Source organism: Streptomyces kanasensis (assembly GCF_043077165.1).
GTDB classification, from domain to species: Bacteria; Actinomycetota; Actinomycetes; order Streptomycetales; family Streptomycetaceae; genus Streptomyces; species Streptomyces changanensis.
This window is the reverse complement of sequence record NZ_JBIBSF010000019.1, coordinates 1-24,488: the sequence shown is the minus strand read 5'-3', so window position 1 is coordinate 24,488 and position 24,488 is coordinate 1. Positions and strand designations below refer to the sequence as shown.

Sequence of the window (24,488 nt, the reverse complement as noted above, 5' to 3'; positions counted from 1 at the left end):
CCCGCAGCCACACCACCTACCCCCGCGCGGCCCCCCCCCGCTCGGTGAGTCCCCCCCCCGGCGGGGCCCGGCGCGGGGGTGGGGGGCGCGGCCCCCCCCCCCCCGCCCGGGCCCCGCGGCCCTGCTCCCGCCCGCCAGGCACCGGCTCGTACGCCCGGACGGGGCCGTCCCGGTGCGACGGGCGCGGGGCCGTCCCGGTACGACAGGCGCGGGCCGGTCAGCCACCGGCTCGTACGACACACAGGACCCGCACGACACGCAGGACCCGCACGGCCCGTGCGCTACCCCTCGGCGCACACGGTGTTCGCCGCGCGCGGCCCGTGCGCGGGACGCTCCGGCCGCCGTCCCGGGCCCGTGCCGGCCGGAGGAGGAAGGAGCCGCCCACCATGCCCGCCGCGCGCACCCCGCAGACACCGCCGGATCCCGCCCGCACCGCCGCCGAGCGGGTGCTCCGCGGAGCGCTCCGGCACGGCGCCGGGCACAGCACGGCCCTCCTGCTCTGCTCCCTCGCCTCGGCCGCCGCCACCCTCGCCGAGCCGGCGGTCCTGGGCCGCACCCTCGACCTGCTGCTCGCCGGCGACGCCCGAGCGCCGCGCTGGACCGCCCTGTGCGCGGCGCTCATCACGGCCGACCTGTTCCTCGACGCCGCCGTCGCCCAGCTGACCGGCGTCACCAACGCCCGTACGACGCGATGGCTGCGCACCCGCGGCGTGGCGGGACTGCTGCGGGCCGCGCCGCACGACGCCGCCCGCCTCCCACCCGGTGACCTCGCGACCCGGCTGACCGCCAACGCCGCGGAGGCGGGAACCGTACCCGCCGGCGCCGCGGCGGCCGCCGCTTCGGTCCTGCCTCCGCTGGGCGGACTGGTCGCCCTGTTCCTCATCGACTGGCGGACCGGCGCCGCGTTCCTCGCCGGCGTCCCGGCGCTGTGGCTGCTGCTGCGCGCCTTCGCCACCGACTCCTCCGACAGCGTCAGGCACTACCAGGCGGCGCAGTCGCGGATCGCCGCGCGCCTCGTGGAGGCCCTCGCCGGGGCGCGGACCGTCGCCGCCGCCGGGACGGCCGCGCACGAGCGGCGGCGCGTCCTCGACCCACTGCCCGAAGTGGCTCGCGAGGGACGGCGGATGTGGCGGGTGTACGGCCGGGCGGTGGCGCGCAGCGGGGTGCTGCTGCCGCTGCTGGTGTGCCTGGTCCTCGCCGTGGGCGGCCTGCGACTGGCGTCCGGGGCCATGGGCGTGGGCGAGTTGCTCGCGGTGTCGCGGTACGCGGCGCTCGCGGCGGGCGTGGGCGCGGTGGCCGGACTGCTGGGCGCGCTGGTCCGTGGCCGCGCCGCCGCCCGGCGCGTGGCCGCCCCGCTGGCGCTGCCGCCCCTGCCGTACGGGGACGGCGCCCTGCCGGCGGACGGTCCGGGCACGGTGGAGCTGCGCGGCGTGTCGGTGGTGCGCGACGGCACCGCCGTCCTGCGGGACGTGGACGTGGTACTGCCGGGAGGGGCGCGGGTGGCCGTCGTGGGGCGCTCGGGCGCGGGGAAGTCCGTGTTCGCCGCCGTGGCGGGCCGGCTCACCGAGCCCGACGCGGGCGAGGTGCTGCTCGACGGAGCGCGTCTGGACTCCCTGGACGAGGTGTGCCTGCGCAGGGAGGTCGGGTACGCGTTCGCGCGCCCGGCGCTGTTCGGCGCGACGGTCGGCGACGCACTGGCGTTCGGGGTGGACGTGCCGCCGGGCGGGGCGCTGCGCGCGGCCGCGCGGGCGGCCGGTGCGGACGGCTTCGTCGAACGGCTGCCCGCCGGGTACGACACGCCCGTCACGCGGGCACCGCTGTCCGGCGGCGAGCTGCAACGCCTGGGCCTGGCCAGGGCGTTCGCCCACGCGGGCCGGCTGCTGATCCTGGACGACGCCACGTCGAGCCTGGACACGCTCACCGAGCGGCAGGTCGAGCGGGCGCTGGCCCGTGACGTGCGTCCCGGTACGCGGCTCGTCGTCGCGCACCGGCTGTCCTCCGCCGCCCGCGCCGACCTGGTGGTGTGGCTGGAGGAGGGGCGCGTACGGGCGGTGGGTGCCCATGCGGCGCTGTGGCGGGACCCGGAGTACCGCGCGGTGTTCGCCGTACGGGACCCATCGGGCGGCGACGGGCCGGCCGGGGGGTGCGGGGACGCGGACGAGCAGGCACACGGGTCCCCGCCCCCGACGGAGGGGGCGGGCGCGGGGAGCGGAGAGGTGGCGGGAGCCGTGCGGGTCGCGGGAGCCGAGGTCGCGGGAGCCGGGCAGGGCACGGGAGCCGGGCAGGCGGGGGCCCCGGGGGTGGAGAAGGGCGCTCCGTCCGGGGGCGCCGCGGAGGTGTCCGGCGCCGCGCCGCCCGAGGGGGCGCCGGGGGCCGGCCGTGCGGCGCGAGCGGGTCGCGGGGCGGCCCGGTGAGGGGGCGGGGGGCGCTGCGCCGCCTCGCACCCCAGGCACGCCGGTTCCTGCTGCGCCGGCGGCGTGCGCTCCTCGTCCTCACCTGCTGGTCCCTGCTGGAGTCCGTGCAGACCTTCCTCCTGGGGTACGGGGTGGCCCGCGCCCTGGACGACGGGTTCCTCGCCGGCCGCCCCGCCACCGGGCTGTGGTGGCTGTCGGTCGCCGCGGGCGCGGCGCTGGTCGGCGGTCTGGCGATGCGCGGGGTCTTCGACGGGCTCGCCGGGCTCGTCGAGCCGCTGCGCGACGGCCTGGTGCGCCGGGCGGTGGCGCAGGCGCTGGCCTCCGCGGTCGCCGACCCGGTGCGGGCCGGTGGCGCGTCCGCGGACGGTGCGGCGGTGTCCCGGCTCGTCCACCAGACGGAGATGGCCAGGGACGGTTTCGCGGGGCTCGTCCTCGCCGGGCGGTCGTTCCTCTTCACCGCGCTCGGCGCGCTGCTGGGCATGGCGTCGCTGGCGCCCGCGCTGGTGCTGGTCGTCCTGCCGCCGCTGCTGCTGGGACTGGGGCTCTTCCTCGCGACGCTCGCGCCGATGGCCGCCGCGCAGCGCGCCTTCCTGGACACCGACGAGGCGCTGTCGGCCCGGGTCGGCACCGTGGGCGCGGGGCTGCGGGACGTGGTGGCGTGCGGGGGGCGGCGGCTGGTCGCCGAGGAGGTGGGCGTGCTCGTCGCCGCGGAGGAGCGCCTGGCACGCCGGTTGGCCCGCTGGGCGGGCGTGCGGACCCTCGCCCTCGGCGCCGCGGGGAGGCTGCCCGTCGTCGCCCTGGTGGTGGCGACGCCGTGGCTGCTGTCGCGGGGGGTCACGGCGGGCGCGCTGCTGGGGGCGCTCACGTACCTCGTCCAGTCGCTGCTGCCGGCGGTGCACGCGCTGATGAGCGCCCTGGGCGCGGCGGGGACGCGGCTGGTGGTGGTCCTGGACCGGTTCGGCACCTCCGAGCCGGCCCTGCCGGGCGACACCCCGTCACCGGCACCTGGCCGCGCAGCCGGACGCGCCGGGCCGGCACCCGGCGCGGGGCCGGACGCAGAGACCGGTAGGACCGGCACGGAAGCCGACGCGGGGTCGCGCGCGGGGCCCGGTGCGAAGACCGACGCGGAGCCCCGTGCGGAGGTCGGTGCGGGTGCGGAAGCCGGCGCCGGGCCCGGTGCGGAGTCCCGTGCGGAACCCGGTGGCCGGGAAGCGGGCACCGGTGCCCCGCCCCCCGCCGCGGCTACCGCCGGGACTCCGGTTGGGGCGCCCCCCGGGGCACAGGCCGGGCGCGGCGGGCAGGCCGCCGCGGTCGAACTGCGTGGAGTCACCTTCGCCTACGGACCCCGGGCGCGGCCGGTCCTCGACGGCCTGGACCTCCTGGTGGAGCCCGGAGAGCACCTGGCGGTCGTGGGCCCCAGCGGCATGGGCAAGTCCACGCTCCTCGCCGTCCTCGCCGGGGTGCTCGACCCGTCCCGCGGCACCGTCCTGGTCGCCGGTGCCCCGGCCCGTCCGGCCGGCGCGCCGGGACCGGACCCGCGCCGCGCCCTGCTGCCCCAGGAGGCGTACGTCTTCACCGGGACCGTCCGCGACAACCTCCGCTACCTGTGGCCCGACGCGCCGCCCGGTGACGTCGGGGCGACGGTGGAGGCGCTGCGCCTCGGTCCGCTGGTGCGGCGGCTCGGCGGCCTGGACGCCACGGTCGACCCGTCCGCCCTGTCGCAGGGTGAGCGGCAGCACCTGGCGCTCGGCCGGGCCCACCTCTCCCCCGCCCCCCTCCTCCTCCTGGACGAGGCGACCTGTCACCTCGACCCGGAGGCGGAGGAGCACGCGGAGCGCACGCTCGCGGCACGTCCCGGCACGCTCGTCGTCGTGGCCCACCGGCTGTCGTCGGCGGTACGGGCGGATCGCGTGCTGGTGCTGGACGGGACACGGTCGGCGTGCGCCCCGCACGAGGCCCTGCTGGAGCTCTCGCCCCTCTACCGCGACCTGGTGGGTGTCTCCCCGGTGTGAAGCGGCCCGGCCGGTGTCTCCTCCCCCGCCTGTCGCGACCCGACGGGCGTCCACCGGGCTCGGGGCCGTCGGGGCAGGAACCTCCCGGCGCCGGTCACACCCATCCCGCCCCCTGGGATATCCGTATCGCGTCGATGCGGTTGCGTGCGCCGACCTTGCGCGTGGCCGACGCCATGTAGTTGCGCACCGTGCCGTTCGACAGGTGCAGGCCCCTGGCGATCTCGGCGATCGTGTCCCCCTCGGCCGCCCGGGCGAGCACGCTCAGCTCGCGGGCCGTCAGCGGCATCCTGGACGCCTCCAGAAAGCCGAAGGCGAGCGATTCGTCGACGAACCGCTCGCCCCGCGCCACCTCGCGGATGGCCCGCACGAGCCGGCGTGGGGACCCGTTCTTGTCCACGAACCCCAGCGCCCGTGCCTCGAACGCCTTCCGCAGCGCCCCCGGTCTGGCCGCGGAGGCCAGCACCAGCAGCCGCGTGCGCGCGTCGAACGCCGTCCCTCCGTCCTCCTGCCCGCCCTCCAGGATGCCTGCGGCACCCGGACAGTCGAGGTCCACCACGCACACGTCCGGCCGTAAGGACTCCGCACTCCGGCGCGCCGTGCGCCAACCCGAATCGAACACGTCGAACGACTCCTCCGATCTGAGCAATGCCGACAACGCGGACCGCATCAGGCCGACGCTGTGCAGCACAAGGACCTTCGTCATGGCGGTTCCCCTCCCGGTGGACACCCGACCGACGGGCCAGGCGCTGGCACACGGCGCTGCCGCGCGCATGCCACCCATGCGACTGCCCCGCTGCGCCGCGCGGGAACATCGCTGTGGGGCGTATGGGGGCGCGCGATATGACTACGCGGGCGCCCCTCATGCAACCGTGCGCCTGTGTGCGCCCCTTGCGTCAACCGGCGTACGCGTGCTTCGGATCACCCGGCGAACGCGGCGTCAGTTCAGGTTGCCCTCCAGGCCGCTGTAGATCTCGGTCGCCTCGCAGAAGGCGACGCCGAACACCTCGGCCACGCCCATCGCCTCGTCGATCTTCCGGATTTCGCGCTCCTCGCAGTCCAGCCGGTCGCGGTGGGCCAGCAGCCGGGACCGCGCCCCCGGCACGGCGGACGCGGGCACGAGCGCGCCCACCGTGTAGTTCCCGGTGATGCTCGCGGGCGCCGACGGCCACTCCAGGGTGGGGAAGCGCTCCCGCAGCAGTCCGGTGAGGGCCGTGGGCGCCTCGAAGCCCTCGGCCGGGACGCCCGCGCCGGCGCACAGCCGGGTGGGCCAGGTGTGACCGCGCGACATCCAGCCGGGCAGCAGCGCCGCGGCGAAGTCCAGGACGTTGAACGGGACTTCGCGCGTCACGAGGGCCGCCGCGTCGAGCTCCCGCCCGTCCCCCGGGCGGCGCACGGTGCGCTCGCCCGCGCGCAGGGCCTGCGCGGCGCCGCGCAGGACGCGCAGCGGGCCGGCCAGCGAATCGGCGAGCACGCCGTCGGCGGGGAGCCGCCCGCCCTCGTCGGGTCGGACGCGGTCGCGCAGCGCGGGGTCGAGCCGGCCCACCATCTCCGAGGCGAGCGCGTCCACCCCCTCGACCGGTGCCGCCAGGTACCGGCGTATGTCCTCCGCGATCCGTTCCGGCCCGTCGCCGACGATGAGGAACGGGCGGCCCCATACGTGGACGTGGGAGTCGAAGGGCAGGTCGTCGCGGTCCCGGGCGTGGGCGAGGAGGCCCAGGGCCCACGCCTTCGCGCGGAAGCGGACCTTGCGCGTCTCGACGGCCCGCGCCACCAGGTCGTCGATGGCGTCGTCGTCTCCCAGGCCCGCGAGGTAGGGCAGCAGCCGCTCCTCGATCAGCCGGAGGTCGACGGGGTGGAAGCTCGTGTCGTAACCCATGATCGGCAACCTAACGCCGGTCACTGACAAGGACATGCGCGGGGTGGGGCCGTGCCGGTGGGCGGCGCCGTACGAGCGGGTGCCGCCGCCACCGCGGGTGCGGGGAAAGCCGGTTGCCCTCCCCCGGGTGGTGCGCTTGGGTGTCCGATCATGAACGCGATCGACCGTCTCGTACGCCCGGACCGCTATCCGCGCTCCTCCCGGTACGACCCCGCCTGGCTGCTCGACCTCGACATGGGGCCGCATCCGCTGTGGTTGCTGGAGGACCTCGCCCGGGACCTCGACCTGCGGCCGGGCATGCGGGTCCTCGACCTCGGCTCGGGCAAGGGCGCCACCTCGGTCTTCCTCGCCCGCGAGTTCGGCGTGGAGGTGGTGGCGGCGGACTGGTGGATCGGCGCCGAGGAGGCGACGGCCGTCTTCGCCGCGGCCGGCGTCACCGACCGCGTCCGCGCGGTACAGGCCGAGGCCCACGTCCTGCCGTTCGAGGAGGGGGCCTTCGACGCGATCGTGAGCATCGACGCGTTCGAGTACTTCGGCACGGCGGACGGCTACCTTCCCTACCTCGCGCGGTTCCTGCGCCCGGGCGGTCAGCTCGGCGTCGCCACCCCGGCGATGCGCCACGAGGTCCGCGAGCTCGGGGCGATCCCGGCACACGTGAAGGCGCTCGTCGGCTGGGAGGCCCTCGCCTGGCACACCCCTGCGTGGTGGCGCTTCCAGTGGGAGATCACCGAACTCGTGACGGTCACCTCCGCCCGCATGCAGCAGGACGGCTGGGAGGACTGGTTGCTGTGGGCGCGGGCCTGCGCCGCGCACCGGTCGGAGGGGCGGGCCGCGTACCAGCCGGTGATCGACATGCTCACGGCGGACGGAGGGGAACACCTGGGTTTCGCCCTGGTGACCGCCCGGAAGCACTGACCCGGCGACCCGCCCCCGGGCGCCCGGCCGCAGCCCGACGACCGCCCGGGGGACCGGGCCCGGGACTGGGGACCGGCCGCGGGAGCGGCACGGCGCGCCGCTCAGCCGGAGGGCAGGTGCCGCCGGAGGGAGCGCCTCGCGTGCTGCCGGACCAGGGAGACCGCGCGGCCCGGGCGGAGGGAGCCCGCCCTCCCCGCCCGTCCCCCCGCCGTCGTCGACCCGTGCGCGAAGGCCACCGGCGCGTCGAGGCGGACGAGCGGACGCCCTCGGTGTGCTCCTCGCCGGTCGAGCCGGGGCTCCGTAGCCTGCGCCGCATGGCTGACGAAGGCTTCACGGACCCGCGGCTCGCCGCGCTCCACGACCCGCTCGACCCCGACCGGAGCGACCTGGACGCCTACGTCCGCATGGTGGAGGAGTTCGGTGCCCGCCGTGTGGTGGACATCGGGTGCGGCACGGGGGTGTTCGCCCTGCTCCTGGCGGGCGCCGGCGTGGAGGTGGTCGGGGTCGACCCGGCCGCCGCCTCACTCGACGTGGCCCGCCGCAAGCCGGGGGCCGCGGCGGTGCAGTGGATCCTCGGCGACGCGTCGGACCTTCCGCCCGTGGGGGCCGACCTCGCGACGATGACGGCGAACGCCGCCCAGGAGGTCGTCGGTCCGGAGGCGTGGCGGCGGACCCTGCGGGGTGCCCGCGCGGCGCTGCGGCCCGGCGGCCGGCTCGTGTTCGAGACGCGCGACCCGGCGGCGCGCGCCTGGGAGGAGTGGAACCGGGAGGCTTCGTACCGCGTGACGGACGTGCCGGGCACCGGCGCCGTCGAGAGCTGGGTCGAGGTGACCGACGTGAGCCTGCCCCTGGTGACCTTCCGCTGGACCTACCGCTTCGCCGCCGACGGGCAGGTCCTCACCTCGGACTCGACGCTGCGGTTCCGCGGGCGCTCTGAGGTCGAGGCGGACCTGCTCGCCGAGGGGTACGTGCCGCTCGACGTGCGCGACGCCCCCGACCGGCCCGGCCGAGAGTTCGTCTTCGTGGCCCGGCGGCCCTGAACCGGCCGCCGCCTCCGCTGTACCCTCGCACGCCACCACGCCCCCCACTCCCCCCGGAGCCCTTCGGCGTTTCCTCCATCCCGGCCGCAGATGCCATGGAGGAAGCCGACAATCCTTGCAGGTGCGGCACCCGGGGGCCTAGCGTGGCGCATATGCAGTCCTACACAATCGGCCAGGCCGCGCGGCTCCTCGGGGTGAGCCCCGACACCGTGCGGCGCTGGGCGGACGCCGGCCGGGTCGCGACCCACCGCGACGAGGCGGGCCGCCGCCTCATCGAGGGACGCGACCTGGCGGCCTTCTCGATCGAGGTCGCCCAGGGCGGAGCGGAGGACGAGGACACCCCGTACACCTCCGCCCGCAACGCCTTCCCCGGCATCGTCACCGCGGTCAAGCTCGGTGACGTCGCGGCCCAGGTCGAGATCCAGGCCGGGCCGCACCGGCTCGTCTCCCTGCTCACCCGGGAGGCCGTCGAGGAGCTGGGGCTGGAAGTCGGCATGCGGGCCACCGCCCGTGTGAAGTCGACCAGCGTGCACATCGACCGCACCTGACCGCGCGCCCGCACGGCGAAGCCGCCCGTCCCGTACGGCCCTCCGCCCCCCGCACCGGCGGCCCGCCCGTGCGCTCGCCACACACCGGAGTCCATCGCCATGTCCCGCACCACCAGACGGCCCCTCCCGCGGCGCCGCGTCGCGGCCCTCCTCGCCACCGTCCTGCTCGTGCCGCTCGCCTCCTGCGGCACGGACGGGGCCGGCGGCGCGGGTCCGTCCGCGAACGGCACGAAGGGCGCGGGGGACGTGCGGCTCACCGTCCTGGCCGCCGCGTCCCTCACCGACGTCTTCGCCACGGCCGGCGCCGCGTACGAGCGCTCCCACCCGGGGACGGAGGTCACCTTCTCCTTCGCCGGCTCCCAGGAGCTCGTCGCGCAGGTCCGGCAGGGCGCCCCCGCCGACGTGCTGGTCACCGCCGACACCAAGAGCATGGAGAGCGTGCGGGGCGAGACCGGTACCCCCGCCGTCATCGCGAGGAACCGCCTCGTCATCGCCGTCGCCGAGGGCAACCCCCGGGGCGTCGACGCGCTGGAGGACCTCGGCGACCCGAAGCTGAAGGTGGTCCTCGCCGCGCCGGAGGTGCCCGCCGGGAAGTACAGCGCGAAGGTCCTCGACGCACGGGGCGTCACCGTGACCCCGGTCTCCCAGGAGCCGAACGTCCGGGCCGTCCTGAGCAAGGTCGAGCTCGGCGAGGCCGACGCCGGGCTGGTCTACCGGACCGACACCGAGAGCGCCCGCGACAAGGTCGACGCGGTCGCCGTCCCCGACGACCGGAACGCCGTCGCCTCCTACCCGGCGGCGACCCTGAAGGGCTCCGACGACGCGGGGGCCGCCGCCGCGTTCGTGGCGTGGCTGTCCGGGCCGGAGGCGCAGCGCATCCTCCGGGACGCCGGCTTCCAGCAGCCCTGACCGTCGAAGGCCGCCTCGCCGAGCGGGCCGGCGGGGGCGCTCCCGATGGCCCGGCCCGGCGGCCACCGCCCGACACCCCCCGGCCGGGCGGCCCCGGCCGCGGCCACCGCCCGGCCCCGCCCGGCGGGGGGGAACGCCCCGGCGCCCCCCCTCCCCCCGCGCCCCGCACCACCGACAGGACATGCCATGAGACGCCTCCGGACACGTACGCCCGCCGCACTGGTCCTGCCCGCGCTCGCGGCGATCGCCTTCCTCCTGCTCCCCCTGGTCGGCATCCTCGCCCGCACGGCGTGGGGTGACCTCGGGGCGCACCTGACCGACCCGGCGGCGGTCGAGGCACTGCGGCTGTCGTTCGTCGTCTCGCTGTGGTCGCTGGGCCTGTCGCTGGTGCTCGGCGTGCCGCTGGCCTGGCTGCTCGCACGGGTGCCGTTCCGCGGGAAGGCGCTGGTGCGGTCGTTGGTGCTGCTGCCGATGGTGCTGCCGCCGACCGTCGGGGGCGTCGCGCTGCTGCTCGCCTTCGGACGCCGCGGGCTGCTCGGGCCGTGGCTGGAGGACCGGCTGGGCGTCACGCTGCCCTTCCACACCTCCGGCGCGGTCCTCGCGGCGACGTTCGTGGCCATGCCGTTCCTGGTCATCAGCCTGGAGGGGGCCCTGGGCGGGCTGGACCGGCGGTACGAGGACACCGCGGCGTCCCTCGGCGCCGGGCCGCTGCGGGTCTTCCGCACCGTGACGCTGCCGATGGTCGCCCCCGGGCTCGTCGCGGGGGCCGCGCTGACCTGGGCGCGGGCGCTGGGCGAGTTCGGCGCCACCATCACCTTCGCCGGCAACCTGCCCGGCGCGACCCAGACGCTGCCGCTCCAGGTGTACCTGCTGCTCCAGGAGCAGCCGGAGGCGGCGACCTCCGTGTCGCTGCTGCTGCTCGCGCTCGCGATGGCCGTGCTCGTCGCGCTGCGCGGCCGGTGGGGCGCGGCCCCCGCCGACCGCGCGGCGGCTGGCCCGCGCGACCTCCCCGACGGCGACGACACCCCTCCCCCGCCGCGGGCCGAGGCGGCGTCCGGCGTGCCCGCCGCGTCCCCCACCGCGCCCGGGTCGTGGTCGCTGCACGCGGAGGTGACGGGCTTCAACGACCTGGTCCTCGACGCCCCGCCGGGCACGACCATCGCCTTGGTCGGACCCAACGGCGCCGGCAAGACGACCCTGCTGCGGGCCCTGCTCGCCCTCACCGGACGCTCGCACGCCCGGCTCGTCCTCGGCGGCACGGACGTCACCGCCCTCCCCGCGCACCGGCGGGGCGTCGCCTGGGTACCGCAGGACGGCGCGCTCTTCCCGCACCTGTCCGCCCTCGCGAACACCGCCTACGGGCTGCGCGCGCAGGGCGTCCCGCGCGCCCGGGCGCGAGCCGACGCCCGGGAGTGGCTCGACCGCCTCGGGGTCGGGCACCTCGCCCACCGCCGGCCCGGCCGGCTGTCCGGCGGACAGGCGCAGCGCGTGGCGCTCGCCCGCGCGCTCGCCGCCCGGCCGCGCCTGCTGCTCCTCGACGAACCGCTCGCCGCGCTCGACCAGACCACCCGCGCCCACGTGCGCCACACGCTCCGCCGCCACCTCGACGGCTTCGGCGGCGTCTGCCTCCTGGTGACCCACGATCCGGTCGAGGCGGTGTCGCTGGCCGACCGCGTCCTCGTCCTGGAGGACGGCCGCACCCTCCAGGACGCCGCCCCCGCCGAGGTGACCCGGCACCCCCGCTCACCGTGGGTGGCCCGCATGCTCGGGCGCAACGCCTGGCCCGGCACGGCCACCGCCGGGGGGCTCGCCCTGCCGGGCGGCGCCACCGTCGTCGCCGCCGAGCCGGTGGCGGCGGGCGCCGACGCCCTCGCGGTCATCGCCCCCGAGGCCGTCTCCCTGCACCGGGAGCATCCCACCGGCAGCCCCCGCAACAGCTGGCCCGGCACCGTGCGCGAGATCACCGCGGTCGGCAGCCGCCTGCGGGTGCTCGTCGTCTCGCCGCTCGTCCCCGACCTGGTCGCCGAGATCACCCCCGCGGCCGCCTGCGACCTGGGACTGGCCGAGGGCACGGAGGTGTTCACCAGCGTCAAGGCCACCGAGGTGACCCTCGTCACGCGCTGAGAGGGCGGCAACCTTCCGGGCCGCCGCGGCGACTGGGGGGTGACCAGCAACCGGGCCTGCCACCGCGCACGCCCCCGGCAGTGGAGCCGCTCCATGAACACCACCACCCCAGGCACAGGACGCCACCGGAGACGCGCGAAGGGCCTCGCCATCGGACTCCCCCTGGCCGTGGTCGCGGCGGGATCGATGGCCTACGGCGGTGCGTTCGGCGTCTTCGGCGAGGACGCCCGGCCGCACGCGGCCGCCGCCGCGCCGGCGTGGGCGACCGAGGCGGCCGACGGGTTCGCCTCCGTCAACGCGCTCGGCCAGAACGGCACCTACGGCGGCCGGGGCGGACGGACCGTCACCGTCCGCACGCTCGCCGACCTGGAGAAGTACGCGACCGCCCCCGAGCCGTACGTCATCGTGGTCGCCGCGGCCATCACGGTGCAGCCGGTGGGCAAGGAGATCAGGGTCGCCTCCGACAAGACCATCGTCGGTGCGGGGACCTCCGGGCACATCGTCGGCGGCGGCTTCTTCCTCGGCCAGGGTGTGCACAACGTCATCATCCGCAACCTGACGGTCCGCGACTCGTACCAGGGCGTGTGGAACGACAAGGAGCACGACTTCGACGCGATCCAGATGGACGGCGCCCACCACGTGTGGATCGACCACAACGACCTGCGGCGCACCGCCGACGGCCTGATCGACGTCCGCAAGGACAGCACGTACGTGACCGTCTCCTGGAACCGGCTCAGCCAGGCCAACAAGGCCTTCGGCATCGGCTGGACCACCAACGTGAAGACCGACATCACGGTCCACCACAACTGGATCCGCGAGACGGAGCAGCGCAACCCCTCCACGGACAACGCGGCCCACGCCCACCTGTACAACAACTACCTCCAGGACGAGCCGGGCACCGCCGTCACGTCGTCCTACGGCAACTACGCCCGCGGCCGGACCCGGATGGTGCTGGAGAACTCGTACTTCGAGGGTGTCCGCAACCCCGTGACCCGCGACGCCACCGCCGCCCTGGTGCAGCGCGGCAACGTCTTCTCCCGGACGAGCGGGCGCAACGAGAGCGGCGGCACGGCGTTCGACCCGAAGGCGTACTACCCCTACGCCCTCGACCGGGGCGCCGACGTCCCGGCGGTCGTCAAGGCCGGGGCGGGCCCGCGCGGCTCGATCGGTACGACGCCCGCCGGTGGTACCGCGGCCACCGCCGCCGGGAGCGCCGCCGCCGGTGCCGCCACCACGCTGACCGTCGCGAAGGACGGCTCCGGCCGGTACACCAGCGTCCAGAAGGCCGTCGACGCCGTCCCCGCCGGCAACACCGCGCGCGTGGTGATCTCGATCGCGCCCGGCACCTACCGGGAGACGGTCAGGATCCCGGCGAACAAGCGGCACGTCACCCTCCGGGGCTCCGGCTCCAGCCGCCGGGACACCGTCATCGTGTACGGCAACGCCTCGGGCACGCCCCGGCCGGACGGCTCGGGCACGTACGGCACCGGCGGCAGCGCCACCGTGGCCGTGGAGGCCGACGACGTCCAGCTGCGCAACCTCACCGTCCGCAACGACTTCGACGAGGCCCGCAACCAGCACGTCGACGGCCACCAGGCCGTCGCCCTGCGCACCGCCGCCGACAAGATCGTCCTCGACGGCCTCATCGTCGACGGTGACCAGGACACCCTGCTGCTGGACACCGCGGCCAAGGAACGGCTCGGCCGCGTGTACGTCAGGAACTCCTACGTCTCCGGCAACGTCGACTTCGTCTTCGGCCGGGCCACCGCGGTGATCGACCAGTCGGTGCTGACGCTGAAGAAGCGCTGGAACGGCACGTCCGCCGGGTACGTGACCGCCCCCAGCACGGCCGCCGGCCGCAGGGGCCTGCTGATCAACCGGTCGGTGATCGAGGGCGACGTGACCCCGGGGAGCTTCTTCCTGGGCCGCCCCTGGCACGCGGGCGGCGACGCGTCGCTCGATCCGCAGACCACCGTCCGCGACAGCAGGCTCAGCGCCGCGATCAAGACCAAGCCCTGGACGGACATGGGCGGCTTCTCGTGGAAGGGCGACCGGTTCGCCGAGTACGGGAACACCGGTCCGGGCGCGGCGGGCGCCGGTACGACCGACCGCCCGGAGCTCACGCCCGCCCAGGCCGCCGACCAGGAGGTCGCGGACTGGCTGGCCGGCTGGCGGCCCACCACCTTCTGACGCCAACGCCCCCGGGGCGGCGCGCCCCGGGGCCGGCGCCGGCGTCCACCGTCGGGCCGGCGGGGCGCCGGCGCCGCGGGTCCGCGGTGGGGGTCACGCCGCCCGGGGCGGAGGTCAGCGCCGGCCCACGGCGGGTGTCCGCCGTCGGGCCGGCAGTCCACGGCGCCGGACCCGGAGCACCCGCCACGTCGTGCCGGGACACGGGCCCTGCGGTCGGGCCTTGAGGAAGTCCTCGTACGGAACCCGGCGCGGCACTCCCGTCTCCACCCAGTGCTCCTTGCCGGAGGTGGGGTCCCAGCCGGCGTTGGGCATCCACACGTGGTCCCGGCGCCCCTCCTTGTTCTGCGAGGTGATCTGCAGGACCTCCGCGTACCCGCGGCGGCGTGCCACGACGACGCAGTAGTGCCGCGCCCGCCGGTCGTCCTCGCGGAAGGGGACCATGGCCAGCCAGACCTCACCGGCCAGCGGCCGGCCACGCTCCCCGCGGCGCAGGGCCGCGCGCAGGAGCAGGGCGGTGACCCCGGCGGCCAGGCTCTCCAGGGTCGCGCCGAGCGTCCAGCCGTCCGTGCCGACCCGGCCGCGCACCCACAGCGTGACGGCCGCGCACATGAGCAGCAGGAGGACGGTCAGCAGGAAGAGGGCCGGCCCCCGGCCGGGCCTGCGCCGCCCCGCCGACCACACCGCGGCGAGGGCCGTCAGCACCGACACGGCCGCGAGGAGGGCCGACTCGCCCGGCGAGGGCTGCTGCGGCGGGGTCTGCGCCGCCATCAGGTCCGGGACGGTGACCGGACACACGAGCAGCGTGCCGAGGAACCCCACGGCCAGCACCGGCAGACAACCCCACACGGACATCCCCCCACAGGTCTCCGCACCCCCCGGCGCCCGGCACGGACCCGCACCGTACCGGCCGGGCCACTGTACGACGCGCTCACGGCGGGCGGAGGGGTTCCGCGGAAGAGGACGCCCACCGCCGGACACGGGTGGGGCGAGGGGTATGACTGTATGCAGCACCGACCGGGCGCGGCGGGTCGTGTCGGGGATGCGAGTATGGACGCCATGGACATCCTGCGCAGGAACAACGTCACCGTCACGGGCAACCCGGACGGGCCGGTCGTGGTCCTGGCCCACGGCTTCGGCTGCGACCAGAACATGTGGCGCCTGACCGTCCCCGCGCTGGCCGACACGTACAAGGTGGTGCTGTTCGACTACGTCGGGGCGGGCCGCTCGGACCCCTCCGCCTTCCGGGAGGAGCGGTACGCGTCGCTGGACGGCTACGCCACGGACGTCGTGGAGGTGTGCGAGGCGTTGGACCTGCGGGGGGCGACCTTCGTCGGCCACTCGGTCAGTGCCATGGTCGGGGTCCTGGCGGCGCGGACGGCACCCGAGCGGATCGGCGCGCTCGTCATGGTCGCGCCCTCCCCGCGCTACCTCGACGACGAGGGGTACCGCGGCGGCTTCGACGCGCGGGACATCGACGAGCTGCTGGGATCGCTGGAGTCGAACTACCTCGGCTGGTCGGCGGCGATGGCACCGGTGATCATGGGCAACCCCGAGCGGCCCGAGCTCGGCGAGGAGCTCACGCACAGCTTCTGCGCCACCGACCCGGACATGGCACGGGTCTTCGCCCGGACGACCTTCCTCTCCGACTCGCGCGAGGACCTCGCGACGGTCACCGTGCCCACGCTCGTCCTGGAGTGCTCCGAGGACGCCATCGCACCGCGCGGGGTCGGCGCCTACGTGCACGCCGCGATCCCCGGGTCCCGGCTCGTCACGCTCGACGCCACCGGCCACTGCCCGCACCTGTCCGCGCCGAACGCCACCAACGCCGCCCTCACCGGGTTCCTCGCGGACCTGCGGTGAACCCCCGGACCGGCGACCTCCCGGGGCCGTACCAGCGGGACCGGACGGACCAGCGGGACCAGGCACACCGGACGGACGGGGCGGACCGGCGGGACCGGGCGACGACCGACGGGGCCGTCTTCGCCGCGCTGATGGACGTCAGCGCGGAGGAGCTGTACGAGACGGCGCCGTGCGGGTACCTGTCGACCCTCATGGACGGCACCGTCGCCAGGATCAACACCACCTTGCTCACCTGGCTCGGCCTCGACCGCGCGGCCGTGGTGGGCCGGATGCGCTTCACCGACCTGCTGTCGGTGGGCGGCAGGCTGTACCACGAGACGCACTACGCGCCGCTCCTCCACATGCGGGGCGAGGTGGGCGGCATAGCCCTGGAGATGCGGCGGGCCGACGGCGGGCGGCTGCCGGTCCTGGCGTCGTCGGCGGTGAAGTACGGCAGCGAGGGCGAGCCGCTGCTCATCCGGACCACCGTCTTCGACGCGCGCGACCGCCGGGCGTACGAGGAGGAGCTGCTGCGCGGCCGCAGGGCCGCGGAGGAGGCCGCCCGGCGGGCGGAGGCGGACCGGGCCAGGCTCCAGGAGGCCCTGGCGGCCCTCCAGCGGAGCCTGCTGCCGACGAACCTGCCGGACGTCCCGGGCCTCGCGGCGGCCGCGTACTACCACACGGCCTCGCCCGACCGGCTCGGCGGCGACTTCTACGACCTGTTCCCCCTCGACCGCGAACGCTGGGGGTTCTTCCTGGGCGACGTGTGCGGCAAGGGCCCCGAGGCGGCGGCCGTCACCTCGCTGACCCGCTACACGCTGCGCGCCGCCGCGCTCCACGACAGCGACCCGGTCGCCGTCCTGGCCACCCTCAACACCGTCCTGCACGAGCGGTACGCGGGCGGGGACGGCGACCCCCGCTACTGCACGGCCGTCTTCGGCACCCTCGAACACCGGCCCGGCGAAAGCGGCGACGGCGACCGGGTCACCGTGCGCCTGGCCTCCGGGGGGCACCCGCCGGCCGTCGTCGTGCGCGCCGACGGCCGCAGCGAGCTGGTCAGCACGCCCGGCGGCCTGCTCGTCGGTATCCTGCCGGAGCCGCGTTTCACCGGCGCCTCCACGGTCCTGGAGCCCGGTGACACACTGCTGCTGTACACGGACGGGCTCACCGAGGCGCGTACGGGGCCCGAGCGGGCCCGCTACGGTGACGAGGCGCTGCGCGACTTCGTCACCCGGCACGCCGGGGCTTCCCCCCACGTGCTGGTCCAGGCGCTCACCGGACTCCTCGAGGGATTCGGCGAGGGCCTGGACGACGACACCGCCCTGCTCGCCCTCGGCGTCCCGGCCGGTGACCACCCCTCCCCCGACCCTGCGACGGACACCTGAGATGAGCCGGCTGACCATCACCACGCGAACGACTGCGACCGGCCCGCTCCTGCGGATCGCCGGCGACCTGGACTACGCCACCTCCGAGGAGCTGCGCACGCACGTCACCGGCCTCCGTCTGGAGCCCGGCCAGTGCCTCGTCCTGGAGCTGGGCGGGATGGAGTTCTGCGACTCCAGCGGCATCACGGCCCTGCTCGTGGCCCGTCACCACGCCACGGCGGCCGGGGCGGACGTGGCGCTGACGGCCGTGCCGGACCACACGAGGCGGATCCTGCGCATCGTCGGCCTGGACCAGATCTTCACCATCCGCCCGGACGGCGCGCCGGCCGCGTCCTGACGACCCGCGGAGCCGCCCCCCTCCCCCCCCCGGCGCGGCCCGCGGCGCGGGGCTCCGGCGGTCCTGCGGCACGGCCGGCGGCGGTGTCGGTGCCCGCCGTTACGGTGACGCCATGATCGATGCCGAGGTGGTCCGCCGTGTCGCCCTGTCCCTCCCCGAGACCGTGGAGAAGGAGGCGTGGAGCATGCCGACCTTCCGGGTGGCCGGGAAGATGTTCCTGACGGTCCCCGACGACGGGACGTCCGTCGCCGTCCGCTGCCCCCGCCACGAGCGCGGCGAGCTGATCGCCGCCGAGCCGCACAAGTTCTGGGTGCCGCCGCACGAGGCGTCCTCCGCGTGGGTCAGGGTGCGGCTGGCCGCGCTGGAGGACCTGGACGAGCTGCGTGACGTCATCGTGGACTCGTGGCGGCAGGCCGCGCCGGACCGGCTGGCCGAGGAGCACCCCGACCTGCGGCCCGGCGCCTCCCACGGGGGTTGACGCGGCGCCGGGGCTACTCGAAGCGCGCCGGGTCGCCCGCCCCGCGGCGGACGATCTCGGGCGCGCCGCCCGAGAAGTCGACGACGGTGGTGGGGGCCGTGCCGCAGTCACCGGAATCGACCACCGCGTCGACGACGTGGTCGAGACGGTCCTTGATCTCCCAGCCCTGGGTCATCGGGTCCTCCTCGCCCGGGAGGAGCAGCGTGCTGGACACCAGCGGCTCGCCCAGCTCCGCGAGGAGCGCCTGGGTCACCCGGTGGTCGGGGATGCGCACGCCGACGGTCTTCTTCTTCGGGTGCTGGAGCTGGCGCGGCACCTCCTTCGTCGCCGGCAGGATGAAGGTGTACCGGCCGGGGGTGGCCGCCTTCAGCGCCCGGAACACGTCGTTGTCGATGTGCACGAACTGGCCGAGCTGACCGAAGTTCTCGCACACCAGGGTGAAGTGGTGGCGGTCGTCCAGGGAGCGGATGGTGCGGATGCGGTCCAGGGCCTCCCGGTTGCCGAGCCGGCAGCCCAGCGCGTAACAGGAGTCGGTGGGGTAGGCGACGAGCGCGCCGGAGCGGATGCTGTCGGCCACGGTGCCGATGATGCGCCGCTGGGGATCGTCGGGGTGCACGTCGAAGTACTTCGCCATCCGCCGAGCCTACGCCCGCACCGTCCGCCCCGGCACGTCGGGCGCCCGCACGCCTCCGGGGGCGGCACGTCGGGACGCCCGCCCCCTCCCGGGCCCTGCGGAAGGCAGGGGCCCGCGGGCGGAGCGCCGCCGACCGACGAGCACCGCGGCGAGCGCGCGGGGCGGGTGCCGCGGGCCCGACCCGATCGGCAAGGCACCCTCTAGGGTGGGCACTTCGACGTTCCGGCACGTCGGTGTGCCGGTGACCGCATGGAGGGGCGATGACCATCCGCAGCCTGACCCGCGCCGAGGCCGAGGAGCGGGCGGCGCTCGTCCGCGTCGAACGCTACGACGTGTCCGTCGACTTCACCGGCCTGCTCACCGGCCCGGACGTGCGGTGCGTGTCGACCGTGACGTTCACCTGCGCCGAACCGGGCGCCGGGACGTTCGTCGACTGTGCCGCGACCGTCGTCTCGGCCACCCTCGACGGCGTGCCGCTGCCGCCGCCGGCCGGGGGCCGCATCGCCCTGCCGGCCCTGGCCGCGCGCAACGTCCTGCGCGTCGAGAGCGTGCAGTCGGACACCGCGCGGGGCCCCGGGGTGCACCGGGCGGTGGACCGGTCGGACGGCGAGGTCTACGTGTGGACGTCGTTCGAGCCGGACGAGGCGCGGTACGTGTGGGCCTGCTTCGACCAGCCGGACCTGAAGGCCCCGCACGCCTTCACCGTCACCGCGCCCGCCGCGTGGACGGTCACCAGCAACGCCGGGGCGGCCCGCACGGAACCGGTGGACGGTGGCGCCCGGCGGTGGGAGTTCCCCGACACGCCGCCGCTGTCGCCGTACAACACGGTGGTGAACGCCGGCCCGTTCCACGAGGTGCGCCGCGAGACCGCCGGGTACGACCTGGGTCTGTACGCCCGCAAGTCCCTCGCCCCGGTCCTGGAGCGGGAGGCGGACGAGATCCTCACCCTCACCGGCCAGGGCCTCGGCTTCTACGCGGACGCCTTCGCGATGCCGTTCCCGCAGCGCCGGTACGACCAGGTGTTCGTGCCGGAGTACGGCGGCGCCATGGAGAACTACGGGTGCGTCACCTGGTCCGACGACTTCCTGAGCCCCGCGGAGCCCACGCCGGCCGAGCGGGAGCTGCTCGCCAAGGTGCTGCTGCACGAGATGGCGCACATGTGGTTCGGCAACATCGTCACCATGCGCTGGTGGGACGACCTGTGGCTGAACGAGGCGTTCGCGGAGTTCGCCTGCCACTGGGCCGCGACCGCGGCGACGGCCCACACCGACGCCTGGGTAGGCCACCTCGCCGTCGGGAAGCTGCGCGCGTACCTCGCCGACCAGGGCCCCGCCTCGCACCCGATCCGCCAGCCGGTCCGCGACGTCGCCGAAGCGGCGTCGATCTTCGACGCCATCACCTATCCGAAGGGCGCCTCCGTCCTGCGGCAGCTGATGGAGTACGTCGGCGAGGAGGCGTTCACCGCCGGCATGAGCCGGTACTTCGCCCGGCACGCGTGGGGGACGACCACCCTGCGGGACCTCACCGACGTACTGGCCGAGGCGTCCGGGCGCGACCTCGACGCGTGGCGCGCCGGCTGGCTGGACACCGCGGGCACCGACCGGCTCACCCTCGACCAGGGCCCCGACGGGCCGGTGCTCCACGCCACGGGGCCGGGCGGTGGCGCGCCCCGCCCGCAGGTGCTGACCGTGGGCGCCTACCACCGCACGTCCGACGGCGGACTGGAGCGCACCGCGCAGGCGACGGTGGAGGTGCAGGGGCCCCGCACGCCGCTCGCCCTGCCCCCCGGCGCGGACCTGTACCTGGTCAACGACGACGACCTGACCTTCGCCACCGCCCGGCCCGACGCCGCGTCCCGCGACACCCTCCTCACCCAGGCCGCGCGGCTGCCCGGCGCGCTGCCGCGGGGCGTGGCCGTCGCCACCGTGTGGGACATGCTCGTCACCGGTGAGGCCACCGCGGCGGAGGCCGCCCGCGCCGTCGGCGCCGTCGTCGCGACCGAGACGTGCGACGCGGTCGTCGAGCCGTACCTGACGCTCGCCGGGGACATCACCGAGCTGTGGGCGCCGGAGGAGCACCGCGCCGGGTTGACCTCCGTGCTCGCCACGACCTGCCGCCGGATCGCCGACGGCGCGCCGCACCCCGCCCGACGCCGCGTCGCGCTGCGCGCCCTGGCGCGGACGGCGTCCGGCGACGCGTTGGAGCGCCTGGGGGCCGAGGCGGAGGCCGACGACGACCGTGACCTGCGGTGGCGGGTGCTCGCCCGTACCGCAGAACTCGGTGGCGCCGCCGCGGCGGACGCGGCCAAGCTCCTGGCCGCCGACCCCGACCCGGAGGCGTGGGTGCGGGAGCTGTGCGTCCGTGCCGCCGCCCCGGACGCCGGGGCCAAGGCCGACGCGTGGCGGGTCCTCGTGACGGAGCGAGCCGTGCCCGTGGCCTGGGTGGGCCGGGTCGCGGCGGCGTTCTGGAGGCCCGGGCAGGACACCGTCCTCGCGCCCTACGCCGACCGCTACCTGGAGCTGATCCCCGACCTCGACCGGGGCGGCATGACCCCGGCCATGGCGTACACGGGCCGTCTGCTGCCCCGGTACACCATCGACGGGGGCTACCTCGACGAGGCGCTGGCGCGTGCGGTCGGGGCGGCGCCCGTCGTGCGGAAGACGCTCACCGAACAGGCCGACGTGGTACGGCGCATGCTGCGCTCCCGGTCCGCCGGCGCCGACCGTCCCTGAGCGGGGGACGTGCCCTTCGCCGTCCCCGGCGCCGGGCGGCCGCCCCGGGTCGGCGCCCCGTCGGTGCCCGGCCGCAGGTCGGCGGCCGGCTCCCCGGCGGCCCGGCCCGTGGCGGCCCGGCCACCCGACGGCGTCTCGAACGCGAGGTCGTTGCGCCGAACACGTAAAGTGTCGGTCAAGACGACGCCTCCTGCCGGGTGGCTCGTCGTTCGCGTCGTCCACGAAGGAGTTCCGCCGTGCCCGCTCCGCGTATGAGCCGCACGCCCCTGCCAGGGATCGGGGTCCGCTACGACCTGACGACCCGCGAGCACCGCCACCTGTCGGTGGTGGCGCAGCGGGACGGCGGGCGGGTGCTCAACACCTACCGCGCCGACGACCCCGACGAGTGCGCGATGTCGCTGAGGCTGACGGCGGGCGAGGCCGAGGCGCTGATCGACGCGCTCATGCCGGCGCACCACAGCCCGAACCTGCTCTCCACCACCGACCTCGGCCTGGTCGCGGAGCGCGTCGAACTGCCCTCGTCGTCCCACTGGAGCGGGCGGGTCCTCGGGGACACGCGGATGCGGACGGAGACGGGCGCGTCCGTGGTGGCCGTCCTGCGCCGCGCCGACGCGATCCCCTCGCCGGCGCCCGACTTCCGTCTCGCCGGAGGTGACACGCTCATCGTCATCGGCACCCGTGAGGGCGTCGAGGCCGCCGCGACGATACTCGGGCGGGAGTGAGCGCATGCACTCCTCCGCCCTCTTCCTGATCGAGTTCGGTGCGATCATCCTCGGCCTCGGCGTGCTCGGCCGGCTCGCGGGACGGTTCCGTTTCTCCCCGATCCCCCTCTACCTGCTCGCCGGGCTGGCGTTCGGCACGGGCGGGCTGCTGCCGCTCGGCGCGAGCGAGGAGTTCGTGGCGATCGGCGCCGAGATCGGCGTCATCCTGCTGCTGCTGATGCTCGGTCTGGAGTACACGGCCAGCGACCTGGTGAGCAACCTCAAGACGCAGTACCCGGCCGGTCTCGTCGACGCCGCGCTCAACGCCCTGCCCGGGGCGGCGATGGCGCTGCTGCTGGGCTGGGGGCCGGTCGCCGCCGTCGTGCTGGCGGGCGTCACCTGGGTCTCCTCCTCCGGGGTCATCGCCAAGGTCCTCGGCGACCTGGGGCGGCTCGGCAACCGGGAGACGCCGGTCGTGCTGAGCATCCTGGTCCTGGAGGACCTGGCGATGGCCGTGTACCTGCCGATCGTCACGGCCCTGCTGGCCGGTGTGGGGCTGGCGGCGGGCAGTCTGACGCTGGCCATCGCGCTGGGCGTGGCGGGCGTGGTGCTCTTCCTGGCGCTGCGCTTCGGCCGGGTCATCTCCCGCTTCGTCTCCAGCGACGACCCGGAGAAGCTGCTGCTGGTCGTCCTCGGTCTGACGCTGCTGGTGGCGGGGATCGCCCAACAGCTCCAGGTGTCGGCGGCGGTCGGCGCCTTCCTGGTGGGCATCGCGCTGTCCGGGGAGGCCGCCGAGGGCGCCCACCACCTGCTGAGCCCGCTGCGGGACCTGTTCGCCGCGGTGTTCTTCGTCTTCTTCGGCCTGCACACGGACCCCGCGAGCATCCCGCCCGTGCTGCTGCCCGCCCTGGCGCTGGCCGTGGTGACGGCCGGCACGAAGACCGCGACGGGGTACTGGGCGGCGAAGCGGGCCGGGATATCCGCCAAGGGCCGGTGGCGGGCCGGTGGCACGCTGGTGGCGCGGGGCGAGTTCTCCATCGTCATCGCCGGGCTGGCCGTGACCGCCGGGATCGAGCCCTCGCTCGGCCCCATGGCCACCGCCTACGTCCTGATCCTCGTCATCGTGGGACCGCTCACGGCCCGTTACACCGAGCCCGTGGCCATGCGTCTGACCGCGCGCTTCCGGGGTGGCGCCGCCGGTGCCGTGGTGTCCCCGCCGCGCGAGGAGATGCTCGAACCGGTGGAGGACGGCACGGCCAACCGGACCTGACCCGGCTGCCCTGCCCCCGCTCCCCCGCCCCTGGCCGTTCCCGGCCGGGGGCGGCCGCGTTCACGTGCCCGGGGTCCCGCCCGCGTCCCGCGGCCGCCGCGTCCTCGCGTCGGGCACGGTGTCGTCGGGCCGGTACCGGGGCTCGTGTCGGCGCGGCCGGTCAGCCGCTGTTCCGCCGGCCGGCCCGGGCCGCGCGCCGCCGCAGGGTGCGCCGTTCGGCCTCGTCGGCGCCTCCCCACACACCGAAGTCCTGGCCCGTCTCCACGGCCCACTGCAGGCACTGTTCCCGTACGGGGCAACGGCCGCAGATCTTCTTGGCCTCCTCGGCCTGCATGACGGCCGGCCCGCTGGTCCCCACGGGGAAGAACAGGTCAGGGTCCTCGTGACGGCACGCGGCCGCCTGTCGCCAGTTCTCCACGGGAGTCTCCTCCTCCGTTCGTCGGTGGCGCGGTTCCGGATCGCACACCGCGCACTGTGTGCGCCTGACCGCCTCCACCGCATTGAAACGGGCGAGACGGCCCGAGTTGGTGAAAGTGGGCAAACGCGCACATGCCAGCCGTGGGTGCGGTAAGGCGCCACGGGCGGTGCGGGTTTGGATCCGTCGCGACGGCGCAAGCGGTCCCCTGAGAGGCAACGGCCCGAGACGACGGAGGACATCCCATGGGAATCATCGCGTGGATACTGATCGGCCTGGCCGCCGGTCTGATCGCCAAGGCCCTGATGCCGGGACGCGACCCCGGCGGCCTCCTCATCACCATGCTCATCGGTATCGCCGGCGGGCTCCTGGGCGGCTGGCTGGGCAAGGTCCTCTTCGGCGTGGATTCCATCGACGGGTTCTTCGACCTGTCCACCTGGGTGGCCGCGGTGGTGGGTTCGGTGATCCTGCTCGCCGTCTACCGCGTGCTCACCGGCGCCCGGTCCACGCACCGGCACGCCTGACCGTCGTCCACCGGCGGGGGGGGCCCCGCCCCCCCGGGGCCCCCCCCCCCCGGCCCCCCCCCCCGCGTGGGCCCCCCCGGGGGGCCCCCCCGGGGGCGCCAAGGCCCAACCCCAACAAAACCCGCGCCGCCGCCGTGTGCGGGGT

General features: G+C 75.9%; 21 protein-coding genes. 16 read left to right on the top strand and 5 right to left on the bottom strand.

The window, feature by feature from the left end; translation table 11 throughout:
- The first annotated feature begins 386 nt into the window (after positions 1–386).
- Both ACF053_RS29770 and ACF053_RS29765 read left to right on the top strand, forming a co-directional pair.
- Positions 387–2,414 carry an ATP-binding cassette domain-containing protein gene (locus tag ACF053_RS29770; RefSeq protein ID WP_391956860.1) on the top strand — a complete coding sequence of 676 codons (2,028 nt, stop codon included), beginning with the start codon at positions 387–389 and terminating at the stop codon, positions 2,412–2,414.
- A complete protein-coding gene (locus ACF053_RS29765) occupies positions 2,411–4,426 on the top strand; it encodes an ATP-binding cassette domain-containing protein (protein ID WP_391956859.1) in 2,016 nt (671 codons plus the stop codon). Before ACF053_RS29770 ends, ACF053_RS29765 begins: the two co-directional genes overlap by 4 nt.
- A gap of 94 nt (positions 4,427–4,520) precedes the next feature.
- Here the strand turns inward: ACF053_RS29765 and ACF053_RS29760 are convergent, their stop codons facing one another.
- Positions 4,521–5,129 (bottom strand): response regulator transcription factor, encoded by a 609-nt coding sequence (locus tag ACF053_RS29760; RefSeq protein WP_391956858.1) that lies wholly within the window; start codon positions 5,127–5,129, stop codon positions 4,521–4,523.
- A gap of 234 nt (positions 5,130–5,363) precedes the next feature.
- Positions 5,364–6,302 (bottom strand): hypothetical protein, encoded by a 939-nt coding sequence (locus ACF053_RS29755; protein ID WP_391956857.1) that lies wholly within the window; start codon positions 6,300–6,302, stop codon positions 5,364–5,366.
- 150 nt (positions 6,303–6,452) lie between these two features.
- On the opposite strand from ACF053_RS29755, the gene ACF053_RS29750 reads away from it, so the two are divergent.
- The 6 genes from ACF053_RS29750 to ACF053_RS29725 all read left to right on the top strand — a co-directional run bounded on the left by ACF053_RS29750 (position 6,453) and on the right by ACF053_RS29725 (position 14,028).
- Entirely contained in the window at positions 6,453–7,217 is a 765-nt protein-coding gene (locus ACF053_RS29750) for an SAM-dependent methyltransferase (RefSeq protein ID WP_391956856.1), read from the top strand.
- 314 nt (positions 7,218–7,531) lie between these two features.
- Positions 7,532–8,257, top strand: a complete 726-nt coding sequence (locus tag ACF053_RS29745) for a class I SAM-dependent methyltransferase (protein ID WP_391956855.1) — start codon at positions 7,532–7,534, stop codon at positions 8,255–8,257.
- A 152-nt stretch (positions 8,258–8,409) separates the two neighbouring features.
- Positions 8,410–8,805, top strand: a complete 396-nt coding sequence (locus ACF053_RS29740) for a TOBE domain-containing protein (RefSeq protein ID WP_391956854.1) — start codon at positions 8,410–8,412, stop codon at positions 8,803–8,805.
- Positions 8,806–8,904: 99 nt separating this feature from the next.
- On the top strand, positions 8,905–9,714 hold the full coding sequence (modA, locus tag ACF053_RS29735) for a molybdate ABC transporter substrate-binding protein (protein WP_391956853.1): 810 nt from the start codon (positions 8,905–8,907) through the stop codon (positions 9,712–9,714).
- Positions 9,715–9,900: 186 nt separating this feature from the next.
- Complete coding sequence (locus tag ACF053_RS29730) at positions 9,901–11,838, top strand: ABC transporter permease (RefSeq protein ID WP_391956852.1); 1,938 nt, start codon at positions 9,901–9,903, stop codon at positions 11,836–11,838.
- Between the two features lie 93 nt (positions 11,839–11,931).
- Positions 11,932–14,028, top strand: coding sequence for a pectinesterase family protein (locus tag ACF053_RS29725; protein WP_391956851.1), 2,097 nt, complete (start codon positions 11,932–11,934; stop codon positions 14,026–14,028).
- A 114-nt stretch (positions 14,029–14,142) separates the two neighbouring features.
- Here ACF053_RS29725 and ACF053_RS29720 read toward each other — a convergent pair whose 3' ends face one another.
- Positions 14,143–14,880 carry a hypothetical protein gene (locus ACF053_RS29720; protein WP_391956850.1) on the bottom strand — a complete coding sequence of 246 codons (738 nt, stop codon included), beginning with the start codon at positions 14,878–14,880 and terminating at the stop codon, positions 14,143–14,145.
- A gap of 204 nt (positions 14,881–15,084) precedes the next feature.
- On the opposite strand from ACF053_RS29720, the gene ACF053_RS29715 reads away from it, so the two are divergent.
- The 4 genes from ACF053_RS29715 to ACF053_RS29700 all read left to right on the top strand — a co-directional run bounded on the left by ACF053_RS29715 (position 15,085) and on the right by ACF053_RS29700 (position 18,067).
- Positions 15,085–15,888, top strand: a complete 804-nt coding sequence (locus tag ACF053_RS29715) for an alpha/beta fold hydrolase (protein WP_391956878.1) — start codon at positions 15,085–15,087, stop codon at positions 15,886–15,888.
- Positions 15,885–17,252 carry a PP2C family protein-serine/threonine phosphatase gene (locus tag ACF053_RS29710; protein WP_391956849.1) on the top strand — a complete coding sequence of 456 codons (1,368 nt, stop codon included), beginning with the start codon at positions 15,885–15,887 and terminating at the stop codon, positions 17,250–17,252. Before ACF053_RS29715 ends, ACF053_RS29710 begins: the two co-directional genes overlap by 4 nt.
- A gap of 1 nt (position 17,253) precedes the next feature.
- Positions 17,254–17,589 (top strand): STAS domain-containing protein, encoded by a 336-nt coding sequence (locus ACF053_RS29705; protein ID WP_391956848.1) that lies wholly within the window; start codon positions 17,254–17,256, stop codon positions 17,587–17,589.
- Between the two features lie 112 nt (positions 17,590–17,701).
- On the top strand, positions 17,702–18,067 hold the full coding sequence (locus tag ACF053_RS29700) for an MmcQ/YjbR family DNA-binding protein (RefSeq protein WP_391956847.1): 366 nt from the start codon (positions 17,702–17,704) through the stop codon (positions 18,065–18,067).
- A 13-nt stretch (positions 18,068–18,080) separates the two neighbouring features.
- Here the strand turns inward: ACF053_RS29700 and ACF053_RS29695 are convergent, their stop codons facing one another.
- A complete protein-coding gene (locus ACF053_RS29695) occupies positions 18,081–18,701 on the bottom strand; it encodes an L-threonylcarbamoyladenylate synthase (RefSeq protein WP_058940755.1) in 621 nt (206 codons plus the stop codon).
- Positions 18,702–18,961: 260 nt separating this feature from the next.
- On the opposite strand from ACF053_RS29695, the gene pepN reads away from it, so the two are divergent.
- The 3 genes from pepN to ACF053_RS29680 all read left to right on the top strand — a co-directional run bounded on the left by pepN (position 18,962) and on the right by ACF053_RS29680 (position 23,404).
- Positions 18,962–21,433 carry an aminopeptidase N gene (gene pepN, locus ACF053_RS29690; RefSeq protein WP_391956846.1) on the top strand — a complete coding sequence of 824 codons (2,472 nt, stop codon included), beginning with the start codon at positions 18,962–18,964 and terminating at the stop codon, positions 21,431–21,433.
- A 251-nt stretch (positions 21,434–21,684) separates the two neighbouring features.
- The gene (locus ACF053_RS29685; protein WP_391956877.1) at positions 21,685–22,155 is read left to right on the top strand and encodes a cation:proton antiporter regulatory subunit; all 471 of its coding nucleotides are present in this window, start codon (positions 21,685–21,687) and stop codon (positions 22,153–22,155) included.
- Positions 22,156–22,159: 4 nt separating this feature from the next.
- Positions 22,160–23,404 carry a cation:proton antiporter gene (locus ACF053_RS29680; protein ID WP_391956845.1) on the top strand — a complete coding sequence of 415 codons (1,245 nt, stop codon included), beginning with the start codon at positions 22,160–22,162 and terminating at the stop codon, positions 23,402–23,404.
- 160 nt (positions 23,405–23,564) lie between these two features.
- Here the strand turns inward: ACF053_RS29680 and ACF053_RS29675 are convergent, their stop codons facing one another.
- Complete coding sequence (locus tag ACF053_RS29675; protein WP_391956844.1) at positions 23,565–23,822, bottom strand: WhiB family transcriptional regulator; 258 nt, start codon at positions 23,820–23,822, stop codon at positions 23,565–23,567.
- 242 nt (positions 23,823–24,064) lie between these two features.
- Between ACF053_RS29675 and ACF053_RS29670 the strand changes: the two genes are divergently transcribed.
- Positions 24,065–24,343, top strand: coding sequence for a GlsB/YeaQ/YmgE family stress response membrane protein (locus ACF053_RS29670; RefSeq protein WP_391956843.1), 279 nt, complete (start codon positions 24,065–24,067; stop codon positions 24,341–24,343).
- Positions 24,344–24,488 lie beyond the last annotated feature (145 nt).